Source organism: Ktedonobacteraceae bacterium (assembly GCA_035653615.1).
Taxonomy (GTDB): Bacteria; Chloroflexota; Ktedonobacteria; order Ktedonobacterales; family Ktedonobacteraceae; genus DASRBN01.
Genome location: DASRBN010000015.1, coordinates 307,180 through 322,687 on the forward strand (window position 1 = coordinate 307,180; position 15,508 = coordinate 322,687).

The 15,508-nt window shown below is 54.3% G+C and carries 12 protein-coding genes; 6 read left to right on the forward strand and 6 right to left on the reverse strand.

Translation table 11 applies throughout. The annotated features are described in order from the left end of the window. Nucleotides 1-30: 30 nt before the first annotated feature. The 4 genes from VFA09_08905 to VFA09_08920 all read right to left on the reverse strand — a co-directional run bounded on the left by VFA09_08905 (nt 31) and on the right by VFA09_08920 (nt 3,718). Entirely contained in the window at nt 31-1,050 is a 1,020-nt protein-coding gene (locus VFA09_08905; protein HZU67385.1) for a succinylglutamate desuccinylase/aspartoacylase family protein, read from the reverse strand. A gap of 59 nt (nt 1,051-1,109) precedes the next feature. Beyond that, nucleotides 1,110-1,952: a class I SAM-dependent methyltransferase gene (locus VFA09_08910; protein HZU67386.1), complete on the reverse strand. Its 843-nt coding sequence runs from the start codon at nt 1,950-1,952 to the stop codon at nt 1,110-1,112. Between the two features lie 167 nt (nt 1,953-2,119). Next, on the reverse strand, nt 2,120-2,590 hold the full coding sequence (locus VFA09_08915) for a DinB family protein (GenBank protein HZU67387.1): 471 nt from the start codon (nt 2,588-2,590) through the stop codon (nt 2,120-2,122). A 144-nt stretch (nt 2,591-2,734) separates the two neighbouring features. Next, the gene (locus tag VFA09_08920; GenBank protein HZU67388.1) at nt 2,735-3,718 is read right to left on the reverse strand and encodes a hypothetical protein; all 984 of its coding nucleotides are present in this window, start codon (nt 3,716-3,718) and stop codon (nt 2,735-2,737) included. Between the two features lie 253 nt (nt 3,719-3,971). Between VFA09_08920 and VFA09_08925 the strand changes: the two genes are divergently transcribed. Both VFA09_08925 and VFA09_08930 read left to right on the forward strand, forming a co-directional pair. Continuing rightward, entirely contained in the window at nt 3,972-5,945 is a 1,974-nt protein-coding gene (locus tag VFA09_08925) for an FAD-dependent oxidoreductase (protein ID HZU67389.1), read from the forward strand. Continuing rightward, complete coding sequence (locus VFA09_08930) at nt 5,945-7,930, forward strand: mycofactocin system FadH/OYE family oxidoreductase 2 (GenBank protein ID HZU67390.1); 1,986 nt, start codon at nt 5,945-5,947, stop codon at nt 7,928-7,930. The genes VFA09_08925 and VFA09_08930 overlap by 1 nt, the downstream gene beginning before the upstream one ends. A gap of 67 nt (nt 7,931-7,997) precedes the next feature. Here VFA09_08930 and VFA09_08935 read toward each other — a convergent pair whose 3' ends face one another. Beyond that, nucleotides 7,998-9,104 (reverse strand): hypothetical protein, encoded by a 1,107-nt coding sequence (locus VFA09_08935; protein HZU67391.1) that lies wholly within the window; start codon nt 9,102-9,104, stop codon nt 7,998-8,000. Between the two features lie 283 nt (nt 9,105-9,387). After that, the gene (locus tag VFA09_08940; GenBank protein HZU67392.1) at nt 9,388-10,461 is read right to left on the reverse strand and encodes a dipeptidase; all 1,074 of its coding nucleotides are present in this window, start codon (nt 10,459-10,461) and stop codon (nt 9,388-9,390) included. 160 nt (nt 10,462-10,621) lie between these two features. On the opposite strand from VFA09_08940, the gene VFA09_08945 reads away from it, so the two are divergent. From VFA09_08945 to VFA09_08960, 4 genes are all read left to right on the forward strand, one after another. Further along, nucleotides 10,622-11,638 (forward strand): electron transfer flavoprotein subunit alpha/FixB family protein, encoded by a 1,017-nt coding sequence (locus tag VFA09_08945; protein ID HZU67393.1) that lies wholly within the window; start codon nt 10,622-10,624, stop codon nt 11,636-11,638. 85 nt (nt 11,639-11,723) lie between these two features. Then, entirely contained in the window at nt 11,724-12,674 is a 951-nt protein-coding gene (locus VFA09_08950; protein ID HZU67394.1) for a zinc-binding dehydrogenase, read from the forward strand. A 14-nt stretch (nt 12,675-12,688) separates the two neighbouring features. Then, a complete protein-coding gene (locus VFA09_08955; protein HZU67395.1) occupies nt 12,689-13,993 on the forward strand; it encodes an MFS transporter in 1,305 nt (434 codons plus the stop codon). A gap of 190 nt (nt 13,994-14,183) precedes the next feature. Continuing rightward, nucleotides 14,184-15,494 carry an FAD-dependent oxidoreductase gene (locus tag VFA09_08960; protein ID HZU67396.1) on the forward strand — a complete coding sequence of 437 codons (1,311 nt, stop codon included), beginning with the start codon at nt 14,184-14,186 and terminating at the stop codon, nt 15,492-15,494. The last annotated feature ends 14 nt before the right edge of the window (nt 15,495-15,508 follow it).

Below are 15,508 nucleotides of genomic sequence, written 5' to 3' on the forward strand. Positions count from 1 at the left end.
AACAATTTCCTGTTTTGCAGCCCGGCATAATCAAAAGCGACAAATATTGACCAGGGCATCGCCCATATTAACAATCGGCACGTCGCTCGTACCCAGCACGTATCCATCATAAGGAGCTTTGAGGTACTCTACGACCTCAAACGTGCGAATCGAATAGATCTGTCCGAGCGGCTGATTTTCGCTGACCCTGTCGCCAGCCTTTACGTTTGAGACCCAGATACCACCCTGTGCGGCCCATACCCTGTCTAAATGCGAGCCGAATAGCGTGATGGGCGGCTGCGCTGGCAATTCCATCGCGCCTTCCAGCATGGCCAGATATTTCATCACATTGATCACGCCCTGCGCGCCGAGACGAATATGCTCTTCCTCAAAACAATTATTGCCACCCAGTTCGGGGGTGATGGCAGCGATGCCCTGCGATGTCAAAAAGTTGCGCAGTTTGCCGGTAAAACGCGATTGCTTCAGATCCTCGGTAACCTCTTCTTCCAGCAGGACATTCAGTCCAAAAGCTTCTGCTATATTCTGGCTGGCCTCGTCTCCGTGCCCATAGACGATGTGCAGCGCCGTATTGCTATTGGCCGTATGCAGATCAATGACATAGTCGGCATAGTGGATGGCCTGCTGGTAAAGATCGTAGGCGATATGCTGGCTCGCCTGTCCGCTCGCCTTACCAGGCCAGACGCGATTCATATCTTCCTCGTCGAGTGGATTGCGCCGTTGATGTTGCACAAAGCCGGCGACATTAGCAACCGGCACCACAATCAACATTCCTCGTAACTGGCCTGGCTCAACGCTCGTTACTACGCGGCGCAAAACCTCGACGCCATTCACCTCATCACCATGCACTGCCGCCTGAACATACAATACCGGCCCTTCCTCTTTTCCGACCACGACATGCACGGCGCTCTGCAAAGGAGTACCGTCTGCATAGGAACCATGCGTAATAAGGCCATAGACTTTGCTGTTCGCCTTTATCTCTGTGAGTGATCCAATACTCCAGGTTCGTTCATTCCAGGGGATGTGCTCGCCCTCAGGTCGCTTGCTCGTCAAGGTGTCCTCCAGTCTGTCTCAGCAGGCAAATACTACTGCATCATTACGTTATAATGAATTCACTTGATTGCGATGATGAAGCGCAAGTCCCATACTTCGTGAATGCCACCCGATTGCTGTGCCTCCTCCAATTGAGCGAAGACCTCGCTTTTGAACTGTTCTAATACCTCTGGCGGCATGTGTTCCAGGGAATAGCGCGTGCCATGCGTCCATTTTTCATCCCAATACTGCTGCGCGTCAGTATAGACAAAATCCGCCCGCTCATGTATAACCCGCGCGTCTCTAAATCCGGCATGTGTAAGGTGTGAAGGAATATCAGAATAATTAAGTGGTTGATCTCCAACACGCAGTGGGAAATGATACTGCTCGTGATAGTCGGTGAGGCGCTTGCCATACCACTGGGAAAGCGCGTCCACATCCTGCGCTACCGTAAATCCTATCTTCCCACCGGGGCGCAGGACGCGCAAAAACCCGGACAATGCCCGTTCGAGATGAGGAAAGAAGAAGATCGCAAATCCACACAGGATATCATCAAAAGAGGCATCATCGAAAGCAAGCTGTTCGGCATCCATTTGCATGACAGTAGCCTGGGAAAGTTGGCGGCGCTCGATCTCCGCCTGTGTTTCCTCCACCATTTTTTCGGCCAGGTCAATGCCTATTACCCTGCCAGCGGGACCGACTTTCTCAGCCGCCGCGAATAGATTTGCGCCTCGCCCCACCGCGACATCAAGCACCTTCGCTCCCTCAGCAATGCCCACGTGTTCGACCAGGCGCCGTCCGGCATAAGCATATTTTTCAGGCCCCACGCGGCCATAACTTGCGGCAACGCGATTATATAGCCCGGCAATATTTGTTTTCAGCCCATTTTCGTCATGTATCTCACCCATGGTGATACCTCCCATCTCATCCGTCCTGATTGTGTCATCTTTTAAGCGATTTCCTAAAAGATACGATTCAGGCTATTGGACTGTTATATATGATAACATACCCAACCCCTCCGCTCTTCATGGGAGAGATATCATTTCTGGCTTGCATATTCTGACCAACCGGGCGAAGATATCTTCTTCACCTACAATTTCTGACGGAAGCGTGCAATTTGCGCGCAATGTTCCTGCGTATGCTCATACATGCGCTGGATGAAATCGGCCAGAGAGGCATTCTCATCATACCAGGGCATTGTTCCTTTCTCCAACACCCTCTCCGTGGGAATCTGCATCAACAATGATGTTGCCTGCACCTGCATATCCTGGTACTCATCCTCAATATGTTGGGCCGTTTCATACGTACGCGCCTCGACCTCCTCATTATTAAATTGCTGCGGTTGGTGGAGAAACTTCAGGATCAAAGGGGTAGGTTCCCCTTTCTGGAAGATACTCAACACTTCGACGATAATATGTTCATAGGAAGCGAGGTGCGCGACAATATCTTTTACAGACCAGTTACCGCATGCTCCTGGAATATCCCACGCCGTTTCGGGCAGGTCTTCCACTGTCTGAATGACCATCAAGTTGCTTTTTTCCAACAGTCCAGCTGCGTCCATACGATACTCCTCTTTACAAAAATATCTACTTACATTCTTTGACACGCAGGGAAGCTGAAGTTGGTTTTTAAGACAAAGAAGGAGCACCAAATGATGCTCCTGAAAAGTGTTAAATGCGTCCGAAATGCTTGTTGTTACTATACATCAGACCTGGGCTGCTCCTGAGTTTCCTGTCTCGATCTCGCGGCGCAGGTCACGCGCAAATCTGGTGCGAGCAGGTTGAGTATGCGTTTGACGCGCAGATGGCCATATTGCCAGCGCCATAACGACCAACAATAATCCTGAATTGAAGTCGGTCGCCATCCCGGTAAAGATCATGCCGAACCCCTGGACGACATACCAGATGATCAGACTCACCACGATGGAGACGATCAGGAATGGACGCAGTTGCTCCTCTTTGACCACCGCGATGCCGATACCCAGCGCCAGAAATATCACAATCAGCGCGATATTAAGTGGGATCTCGAGATTAGCGGTCGCGTTAGAGATCTGGGTGAGAACGGGGTCAACCAGTATGGTATTTAGCCCTCCCTGGCCAACCATTGCGCTTATCGCCTGAGAAATCTGCCCCTGTTGCCACCAGTATGGCTGCAATTGCAGTAGCGCCACGAAGCACCAGAAGCCGGCGAAAACCCAGCGCAGGCCGTGCCGTGAGAGCAATCCATCTTCACCGGCTTTCCCGGCGGTATTTTTAGATTGCCTGCGCGGATAGACTGCCAGGCCCAGGAGCGGGTAGAGCATCACTGCCCCCGGCGCACCGGTGAGCGCGCTGGCCTGCCCGGTGAGCAGCATACTCAGGCCCTCGCCACCAAACCAGACGATCAAGGCCCATACGAAAGAAGCGATGACCAGATCTTTTACCCAGCGATCATTGGCTAACAGGAAGCCCAGACCAAGCAGTATCTGGACAATCGCAATGAGCAGGTTGACCTCGGTGAGATGAAGCGTTGTCTGATTGACAATAAATTGCAGGCTTGGCTCAATAATTCCCGGCTGGCCATCCAGCATCGGCTTCATGACACCATTGACCATATTCATCGTGAACATCTGTGGCTGTAGCTGTAAGAGGCCGTCGATAAGCCACAACGTCCCGAGAACTCGTTGAAGCGCTTTGCGCGAAAGTAGCATAACGCTGTAGCATCCTTTCCAAATGGTAGAGAGAATCGGCACACACGAGGGAATACCCTGTTGCGGCTCTCTTCCCCCGAGCAAGTATCTCGCTCAAAGCCAGGAATGTGAGGGTCAGGCGGATACTAGTCTCGCAACAGAGTATAGGCCAGATCAAATTCTTTGTCCATCAGGAGGAATCCCTATTTTTCACTGTAGGGTGCGTATCTGATTGGGAGCAATCTGAGGAAAAGGATCAATCAGAATAAGCAAAATGCGCTATAATATCCCCATGCAGAACAAACTCTACCAACCTCTTCCTATCGGGCCGCGTGAAGCACGCAACCGCATCATGTTTGGCAGTCACACGACAAACTTTGCCCGGTATCATCTCTTAAGCCAGCAGCATGCCGGCTATTATGCCGCGCGCGCCGAGGGCGGCGCCGGCATCATCGTGCTGGAAGAGCATATCGTCCACCCTTCCGATCTCCCTTATGAGCAGGCGCTGCTCGGCTATTTGCCGGAAACGCCCCGGGCTATTGCAAAAGTGAGCGAGCGCATCCACGCGCATGGAGCGCTGGCAATCGTTCAACTCAATCATAATGGGCAGCAGTCCAGCAGCGACCATCATCAACACGAACTATGGGCGCCCTCGGCAGTGCAGGATGTGGCTTCGCGCGAGATTCCCAAAGCTATGGAACTGACAGATATCGCTGCCGTGATCGAGGGATTTGCGCTGACCGCGAAGCATGCTGCCCAGGGCGATGCCGATGGGGTCGAGTTGCAAATTTCCGACCGCTCATTGTTGCGCCAATTTCTCTCACCGCTCACTAACCAGCGCGACGACCGCTATGGAGGGACGCTGGAAAACCGGCTGCGGTTCGTGCAGGAAACAATCGAAGCCGTAGACACCGTCATGGGAAAAGATAGAGTGATAGGTATCCGTCTCTGCGCCGATGAACTCGCCCCCTGGGGTGGCATCACGCCGGAGCAAGGAGCAGAGATAGCGCGTTCGCTTACCAGCACGGGACGCATCGATTACCTGACGATTACGATGGGCAGCATCTTCAGCACGCACATGTTCCCATTTCATGCCTCTATGCACACGCCGCCGGGTTACGCAGTTGCATTAGCCGCATCGATCAAAGCCGTGGTGACGATCCCAGTCTTCGCCGCGGGGCGCATCATGAACGCGCAGCAGGCCGAACGGATTCTTGCCCCAGGGCAGGCCGATGGAGTTGAAATGATCCGCCCATTGATCGCCGACCCCAACCTGCCCAGGCTTTCGCAGGAGGAATACGCCAACCGGGTACGTCCCTGCATCGCCTGCAATCAGGGCTGCCAGGTACGCTCAACTATGAACGTCTTGTTGAGTTGCAATGTCAATCCTGATGTGATTGACAATGAAAAAATTGGCACCACCATTATCACTTCGACATCCCGCGGGCCATTTTACATCATCGGTGGCGGACCGGCAGGACTGGAAGCGGCTCGTACAGCAGCATTGCGAGGGAAACAGGTCATATTGTACGAACGCGAAGTCTCGCTGGGAGGTACTGTGAGGCTGGCCGCACAAGGCCCTGGTAGGGGAGAATTACAGCTGATTACGGACTACTTGCAGGAAGAGATTGAAAAGCTCGGTGTAGAGCTTCACCTGGGCGTCGAGGTAACGGCAGCAATGATTCTTGAACAATCCCCCCAATCGGTATTGATCGCGACGGGGGCCAGTCCCGGTGCGGGATTACTGCCCATTCCTGGTCACGATCTGCCACACGTGAGAAGTGTGCGACAAATCTTATCTGGAGAGCCCATTGGGGACAAGCGCGTTGTGATTATTGACGAAACCGGATCGCATGGAGTCCTCTCGGTCGCCGAACTGTTGGCGGCGCAGGGATATAGTGTCGAAATACTGACCGAAGACTGGTACGTCGGGCGCGACCTTGTTGCCACACACGATATCGTACCGTGGATGCAGCGGACCATGGCTTCCGGCGTGGTCATGACGCCTCACACATCAATTGTGCGCATCGAACCGGGTCAGGTAATTGTAACAGACCGTTTTATGGCGGAGGAACGTGCTATTGCCGCCGATACAGTTGTCCTGGGAACATATGAACGACCTGCGCAGGAACTTTACTATGCCCTCAAGGGAAAGGTACTTCGCCTCTTCCGCGCGGGCGACTGCATAGCTCCACGTCGCATCGAGCAGGCGATTTTAGAGGGCAGGCAGATAGGAGCGCAGGTCTGATGGCAGGACAATATCAATATCTTTTTACACCCATACGTATCGGACAGACAATTATTCCTAACCGTGTGGTCTTTGCCGCGCACCTGACGAATCTTGCCGAGGAAAATTTGCCAGGGCCCAGACTGATTGCCTACTATGCGGAACGAGCCAGGGGCGGCTGCGGGCTGATCATCACCGAAGAGCAATCGGTGCATCCGAGCGATTGGGCCTATCAAAAGCTCATACATGGCTTCGACTCCCATGTCATTCCCCATTACCGGCACATGACGCGCGCGGTTCATGATTACGGCACGCGCATGTTCGCGCAGATCAACCACAATGGCATGCAGGCCAGCAGCATCTATTCGCGTCGTCCCGTTGTCGGGCCATCGTCGCTGGTCGATCCGATTCACCGCGAGATGTGCAAGGAGTTGGAGCCGGAAGAGATTGCCGAAATCGTGCGCGGCTACGCACTTGTAGCACGACACGTGCGCGAAGGAGGGTTCGATGGTGCAGAACTCCAATCGTCGCATAGTTCATTGATGCGACAATTCTTCTCACCCTACTACAACCGGCGCGATGATGATTATGGTGGTTCCCTGGAAAACCGCATGCGCTTCGCCCTGGAGGTAATCGAGGCGGTGCGAGCCGAAGTTGGACGCGATTTCACGCTCGGCATCCGGCTTTGTGGCGATGAATTGATACCGGCGGGGTTAACGCTCGATGATGTCTGCGAAATCGCGCGGCGCCTGGAAGCAACGGGGCAGCTTGATTTCATCAATACCAGCATTGGCGAGTTTCACAACCTCTACATGGTAGAGGGTTCGATGCACACACCGCCCGGCTACCAATTGTTCGTCTCGGCCAGTATTCGCGAAACGGTCAAACTGCCCGTCTTCTGTACCGGGCGCATCAAGGACCCGGTGCAGGCCGAACGCATCCTGCGCGAGGGATTGGCGGATATGGTGGACGTAGTACGCGGCCAGATCTGCGACCCCGAATTTACACGCAAAGCGCGTGAAGGACGCAGCGAATCGATCCGGCTCTGCATCTCCTGCAACCAGTATTGCATCGGGCGCATGGGCCTTAATTTAAGTCTCGGCTGCATTCAAACGCCCGCGACCGGAAACGAACTTCAATTCTCCAATCTTATCAAAACCCACGAGTTCAAAGAGCAAAGACCGCGCCTGCACAGGCCACAGTTAATGGTCGTTGGCGGAGGTCCAGCAGGGATGCAGGCGGCGAAGGTCGCAGCACAACGCGGCTATCGTGTCCGGCTATATGAAAAACAAGAAGAGTTGGGTGGTCAGATCAACCTGCTCGTGCGCGTTCCCAGCCGTGTAGAATTTGGCGATGCCTCGCGCAACCTGCAGCGCGAAATTCAGGAGGCAGGAGTCGAGGTGAACCTGGGAGTCGAGGTTACAGCGGAGATGATTGAGCGCGAACACCCCGATGCGGTTATTATCGCGACAGGCTCATATCCCAATCTTCCGCCCCTGCCCGGCATCGATTTACCACACGTTGCCACGGTCTGGCAGGTGTTGCAGGGCGAGAAAAGCGCTCAACCGGGAGAATCCGTCCTTGTCTATGACACCATCGGTTTTCACCAGGCAACCAGTACAGCCGAGTGGCTAGCAGAGGGTGGTTGCCAGGTAGAGGTGGTAACGCCGCAATTCTACGTTGGCGGCGACCTGGGAATCACGCTGGACATCGAGCTATGGTATCGCCGCGTACTGGCAAAAGGCGTGAAATTGACAGCCAATCATTTCCTGGCCGGATTGGCAGCGGGCAGTGCCACCATCGTCAACAACTATACCGGTCAATCCCGTCAGATCGAGCAGCTTGCCCTGGTGGTGATGGCTACGCCACAGGTTGCTAATGACGGCCTGTACCGGCAGTTGCAAGGGAGGGTGAAGGAACTGTACCGCGTCGGGGATTGCATTGCCCCGCGGCGCGTTGAACACGCGATTCTGGATGGGGAGAGAGCGGCAAGGGCTTTGGGCTAAGAAAACGGGTCCCTTTTCAGGGACCCGCCAGCTTTTCAGCTTCCTCTTGCAATGCTACTGCTGAGGTCTAACACTTCACAGAAAGGCCGGTGAAAGTCCCCAGGTAGGTGTAAAGATGGTTGATGGCTTTCGATTTCTTCTCACGCGCAAACCACGTGAAGAAAGCGACATCCTGTAAATGATCGCTTGAGAAACCGTTCACTGTAAAGAGTACACCGACAAGTGGGTCACCTACCTCTAACAGGTTATTACAACCATACTGCGGGGCGATTGGCGACTTCCAGTTGGGTACAACATTGTTGGTATAGGGGTCGTTGAACCACTCCAGGATTTCATGGCTGGACGCACTGACATCCTCACTGAAACCACCCTGGACACCCTCGTCAACCTGGGTCGTCCAGATGTAGGTCTGCATGTTCTGTAAGGCATTGTGATAGCCACCAATGCAGCAGTTCCCCAGGACAGGAGCACCGGCCGTAGCATAGACCATGTAAGACAGGAAGATCGGCAGCATGTTGTTCGTGAAGTGCATCGAAGTAATCAAGCCCTGAAGTTGCGGATCGAGCCAGTTAATATTCACCAGGCCGATCAGCTTGCCGGTAGATGGATCATGCGCAGTAGCGCCATCGGCTGATGGAATGTTCATCGTCACCGTATTGGCAATAGTGGGAGTTCCAAGCAGGGTATGGTAATTGGGACTCTTTTTGTTGACGCTGTTCCAGAACTCGGCACGAGCAACAGCGTCACCGTACTGTGTGGTGCCGCTAATAAATGGAGCATTCTGGAAAAGCGGCGAACCGGTCAAAACTGGCACCTGCCCGGTTCCATCGAAGCTATTGCCATCCGAAAACTTCATAAGCAGGGGGACAATGGTGACCGGGGTAGTCGTTGTCGCAGAACCCTTGGACGGGTTTGTACCGACCATCGTGTAGGTCCACGTCCTTCCCTCAGATTTGAACGACGAGGTCCAGGTTGTCAGAGCTGACTGAGCCAGCTGCTGTGGGGTGAACGTGTGGTGGAACTCATAAAAACGTGGCGTTCCATTCACGCGAGATACTTGCCGGGTCGCCTGAGCACCAGCGCTTGATACTGCAAATACACCAAAAGTCAATGCCAGGACCATGGCCATGCTGAGCGCAGATAACAATCGTACTACAAACTTAGGACGATGCATGCGAGTCATTCCTTCCTTTCTTGTTCACTAGCGTGACATTACAGAAACCAAGGTTTGAAGCAGCATGAGGCAGCTACGAGCAGGCTCCGTTGCTTGTGAGCCCTCTTGCTTCCACCACAAGTATACCTGTCCCGTCTTCTCCAATCCTTCACGCCGGCTTACTCAATCCGTTATTCTGCGAACAACGAAATAAGCTAGGTATAAATACCTAGCCAAGCACATCTTAGAGAAGATGTCTTATATAAAACTACATAAGACAAATGATGGGGTTAACCTGCTCTTGCTATTTCCACGTTTTGCTTAGAACACGTATCCAGTTCTGGTAAGCAAGCTTGTGTAGTGCTTCCTCGTCATATCCACGCTCGCGTAGCGCCTGAACCAGCCCCGGCAAGCCGGTCACATCGCCGATTTCCAGCGGAACCCGCGTACCATCGAAGTCGGTACCCAGCGCGATACAATCAATTCCCAGCTGCTCGACAAGATAATCGATATGATCGACGACTTTAGCAAGCGGAAGGTCAGGGTCATTACGTCCATCCTGGCGCAGATCACCAACACTAAAGTTCAAACCCACCAGGCCTTCCGATTCTTTAATTGCGGCGAGTTGTTTATCTGTCAGGTTGCGTGTTGAGGGGCTGATCGTATGCGCATTGGAATGTGTTGCCACCAGTGGCGCGTTCGATAAGCGGGCGACATCCCAGAAACCCTGCTCATTGAGGTGAGAGAGGTCGAGCATGATGCCAAGTTCATTGCAGGCACGCACCAGGTCTTTGCCCGCTTCTGTCAATCCAGGTCCGGTATCGGGAGAATGAGGATACCTGAAAGGCACGCCTTCCGCGAAGATGTTAGGGCGACTCCATACAAGGCCCAGTGAGCGCAGCCCCGCCTGGTAAAAAACTTCGAGCGCATCCAGGCCCGGATCAATCGCTTCAGCCCCCTCGAAATGCAGGATGGCCGCAAGTACTCTTTCCCGCACACATTTCTCAAGTTCACCCGTTGTGCGCACGACTTTGAGCTGTCCCTCGGATGCGGCTTCAAGACGAAATAGAATCGCCATCATTGCTATAGTCACGCGCTGAGCATAAGTGGGATCGATTGGCGCTTGCATCGGTATTTCGTAGCCGTTCTCGGTTACCTTGATATTCATACGGGGAGCCGCCTCCCCATGCGACTCTGGGGGGACGAAGATCGCGAAGAATCCCCCTGCCAGGCCAGCCGCCTGCGCGCGCGGCAGATCGATATGCCCCTTATCGCTGCGTACAAAAAAGCTGCGTCCTCCCCCACGCTCAGGAAGATAAAGACTCAGTAATGTATCATTATGCCCAATGATGATAGGAAGGGTATTCGTAGTGGTCATGTAGCCTCTCTTCTAAGAAAAATGATGGAACCTGGCAACCATAAAGGTATTGTACCATTCTAAAAAGGCTTCTGGTACTTTTAACCAGGAGGGATTGTCCAGGAGATTCGCCTTGCAGCCGCCCATCATGCCTGATATACTCTCTAACGGAGGTGAAGCCATGTCCGAAATCTGGGCTGTGCTTGAATATGATGGCATTGCGTTTCATGAGAATAGCGACGAGTTGCTGGCCGAACTGGTCGAAATTGCGCGAAAGCACCAACAGGAAAAAGTATGCGCGGTCATTCTCATTGCTCCCGGCATGCCATTGCCGGATACGACCTATCTGGCAAATCCAGGCATGCACAACCTCTACGTTCTGGAGCACCCACTGCTGGCTCAGTATACAACCGGCGGATATGTCAGCGCCCTGGCATGGTTGATAGAGCAGCAGCATCCTTCACTTGTGCTGGCCAGCGACACGCTATACGGTCGGGATTGGATACCACGGCTCGCGGCACGATTACATCTTCCATTCGTTTCGGGCTGCCTTGGAGTCGAACTGCACAACGATTCTCTGTTAGCATTACGCTCAGTCTATGAAGGACGCGCTTATGTCCAGACGCGCACCGAATTGCATGGGAAAACCGGATTGGCAACCCTTGTGCCAGGAGTGCGCGGTACACCGGTAAAAAACGAGCAAGGTGCATCCCAAACACTGGCGATCAAACGCGAGATACCGGAGATTGTTGTCGGTCCCGGGCAGGAGCGCATCCGGCGTCTTGCTTTGCAGGCACCTTCACCAGAGGAGATCGAACTGGATGCGGCTGAACGAATCGTTGCTGGCGGGCGCGGAGTGGGACAGGAGGGGTTCAGACATATTGCCGACTTTGCGCGCATGATTGGCGCGGCGGTGGGCGCGACAAGAGTGGCGACCGACCGGGGCTGGGTCGAGCAGGCACGGCAAATTGGTGCTACCGGTAAGAGTGTTCATCCAAAACTCTATATCGCCTGTGGTATCTCCGGCGCGGCCCAGCATATCAGCGGCATGCGCGAGGCCCAGACCGTTGTAGCCATCAATCCAGACCGGACGGCTCCTATCTTCGCGCTGGCCGACCTGGGCTTGCTCGGAGACGCGAGCCAGGTGCTTTTGCTGACAGCGGATATGCTTCAATCCCAACGGGTTGAGCCATCCTGAGCGCTCGCGCCGCTGCCAAAGAGGAAAGGATACCTCTCGAATCCGGGACGTTCAAGTAGAATAGTACTAACGAAAGGGGATACATATGAAAGTCGTACAGTTTGCCCAATATGGCGGGCCTGAGGTCTTACAACTCACCGAAGTGCCTGATCCCGTTCCAGGGTCAGATGATGTACTAATCGAGGTCAAAGCAACCACGGTTAACCATCTTGACCTTTTTCAACGCGATGGCAGCCGCCCTGTTAACAAACTGCCGTTTACTCCTGGCCTGGAAGCTGCCGGTATTGTCGTGCAGGATAGTAACGGGTTTCACACTGGCGAACGAGTGCTGACTACCAATGCAGTCTCGGCGAAAGGCGGCGGCGGATATGCAAGCAAAATGGCCGTACCTGCCTCGCATCTTGTACGCATTCCTGATGGAGTCACATTTGAGCAGGCAGTAGCGGCAGGCCTGACTTCATCGACGGCCTGGGGGGCATTATTTGATCTTGGACATTTAAAGGCGGGAGAGCGTGTGTTGATCTGGGCCGGTTCGAGTGGTGTAGGTTCAATTGCGATACAGCTCGCCAAACATGCCGGATGCTGGGTAGCGACAACTGCCAGCAACAGAGACAAGGCTGGTGAATTGCGCCGTTTAGGAGCCGACCTGGTGGTCAATCATAAAGAAGAGAATGTTGGACAGGCAGTTCAAAAAGCTGGCGGCGTGAATCTGGTGATCGAACTCGTCAGCACAACTTTGCAGGCCAGCCTCGATGCTTGCCTGAACGATGGACGCGTGGTGCTTATCGGCAACCTGGGCGGTCAAAAGGCCACCGTCGATACACAAACATGGCGCCTCAAACGCACTGTGGTAATTGGAGGTGGCGTGTTACATACATCTCCCGAAAACGAGGAGCGCATCTTGCAATTGATCGCCGAAAAGGCCATTGCTCCCGTTATTGCCCGCACGATGCCGGTGGAACAGGCAGCAGAGGCGCATCGCATATTGGAATCGGGCGAGCCAATCGGTAAGATCGTGCTTGTGCATGGTCAATAAGGCATTTTACGCTCATGATTGCGGCTGTAAGTAAACGCTTTCAATCTGTCAGCGCATTAAAATTCCGTTCTTTCAGGATGGTCTGGATAGGGCAGAGCGTCTCTAGCCTGGGAGATGGCATATTCTATATCGCCCTGGCATGGCAGGTTCTGCTGATGACCCATTCCGGCACCGCCATGGGCATTGTACTTGTCTCAAGCACCATTCCCCGGCTGGCATTCCTGTTGATTGGAGGGGTGACCGCAGATCGTATGCCGAGACGTCTGATTATCCTCTGGTCAGACGGGGGGCGCGGCGTAGTTGTGCTACTTATCAGTATTCTCGGCTTTACGGGTCTGTTGCAATTCTGGCACCTGGTCGTCGAATCGCTTATCTTTGGCATTGTGGATGGTTTCTTCAACCCGGCAGTGGTGTCGATAACGCCCGACCTTGTCGAAAAAGAGCAACTGGCCTCGGCAAATGCGCTGATCTCATTCAGTGGCAACCTGGCGCAGTTGCTCGGTCCGATACTGGGCGCCGGACTGATCGCCCTGTTCAGCCCGATGGGTGCTTTTGCCGCCAATGCCCTGAGCTACTTCGTCTCGGTCGCCTTTCTCCTGCCCGTCCATATTCCTGAACGGCATATGCTCAACGCGCTTGAAACTCAGCAATCCACGAACGAAGGCGGTCAAGAGGAACTGCTCGCAAAGCGCAAAGGCTTTCGCAGTGTGATTGCCGATGTTCGGGAGGGTCTGGCCTATGTACGAGGCTCGCGATGGCTGTGGGTAAGCATCACCAATTTCGCGCTCTTCAATGTTGGCTTTGTTGCCGCACTTTCGGTTGCCATGCCCAAGCTAGTGCATGATGTCTACGGTCAGGGTGCATGGCTGCTCGGTCTAATCAGTGGAGTGGGAGCCATTGGTTCATTCCTGGCGCTCGTGCTGATCGGCCAGGCTACGCGCATCAAAAAGCGTGGCCTGCTGGCCTATCTCTCGACCGCCCTGAGTTGCATTGGTATCCTGATTTTCGGCCTGCCATTTCCACGTGTGTTCGCGCCGGTTATCGCGCCTCTGGCCAGTGTGCTGGTCGGTTTCGGGCTGGCTTTCTTCAATACCATCTGGTTCACCATCCTGCACGAAACGATTCCCAGCGATAAGCTGGGGCGCGTAGTCAGCCTGGATTCGCTCGGCTCTTTTATTATGATTCCCATCGGTGAGGTAGTGGGTGGCATCTTGACCGACCGCATCGGCCCGGCAATGGTTTTCATTGTCTTCGGCATATTCAACCTGGCAATTGTGCTGATCCCTCTGCTGGTGCGCGAGGTGCGCGAGTTGGAGTAACCCCCGATGATTCTCCAAAGGTGAGTGCAGCGAAGAATCTCTCACTCCAAGTCGTCCAGCCGTTCCGGTTCTCGTCACCTGGCTCACATCTGGAGAATAACCAGAGTAACCCGGCTTGCATTTGGATTAGACAACGTGTATCATGAGGCCATCGCATGAACGAATGGACTTGAGTAAGAATGTGCCGCGCATGAAGACAACACAGCAATTCGACGCCATCGTTGTGGGCGCCGGACCGGCGGGAAGCAGCGCCGCGCTGGCGATGGCCCGCGCCGGATTATCCGTAGCCTTAATCGAGCGCGGTGAATACGCGGGCGCCAAGAATGTGTCGGGGGCCGCGCTCTATGCTCCTGAGCTACTGGCCAGTCTGCTGCCGGATTATTGGGAAGAGGCGCCCGTTGAACGCTACCTGACACGGCGCGTCGTCACCTTCCTGGGCGAGGAATCCGCGCTTTCGGTCGATTTTCGCACGAGTCATTTCGCGCACCCGCCCTATAACGGCTTCACGGTGCTACGCCCCAAATTTGATCGCTGGCTCGCCGGCAAAGCCGAGGAGGAGGGCGCGCTGCTCATCACCTCGACCGTGGTTGACGACCTGCTTTACGAGGGAGAGCAGGTGATTGGTGTGCGCTGCCGCCGCGAGGATGGAGAGCTTTACGCGCCGGTGGTGGTTGCTGCCGATGGAGCCAATTCTTTTCTGGCGAAGAAAGCCGGCTTGCAACGTGAGTTTCGCGCTGAGGAAATGTCGCTGGGCGTCAAGGAGATTCTACGGCTCGATGCTGACACCATAGAAGAACGCTTCAATCTGACCGGTGATGAGGGCATGGCCAATGAATTCGTGGGATTTGCCACCGGCAATGTCAAAGGCGGCGGTTTCCTCTATACCAATCGCGACACGCTTTCCATTGGTGTGATTACGCAGATCGCATCGCTGGCCGAAAAGCGCCTCAAAGCCTATGAGTTGCTCGATCAGTTCAAGCAGCATCCATCAGTTGCCCCATTGGTGCGCGATAGCGTTACGCTGGAATATTCGGCGCATATGATTCCTGAAGCCGGTTGGGCTATGCTGCCCAAGCTCTCACAAGGTGGTTTGCTGGTGGTGGGAGACGCGGCAGGTTTTGTCTTTGCCGCCGGAATTTTTCTGGAAGGTATGAACTTCGCGATTGCTTCAGGGCTGGCCGCGGCAGAGACGATTCAGCAGGCCCATGCCGAGTCCGATTTCTCGGCGCTCAGCATGTCGCGCTATCGCAAGCGGCTCGAGCAGAGCTTTGTGTTGCAAGATCTGAAACGCTTCCACCGCGCTCCTGATTTTGTCAATAACGAACGCTTGCAGAACCTCTATCCTGAATTGTTCTGCCAGGCTGCAGAGAATGTCTTTCGCTCGAATGGCACACCGCGCAGCAAGCTGGGACGCACTATCTTTAAAACTATGCGGGGGAAAGTGCCGCTGCGCACGCTGGTACGCGACGGCTGGCAGGCTGCACGCGCCCTATTCTTTTAGGTCAGGTAGCAGCA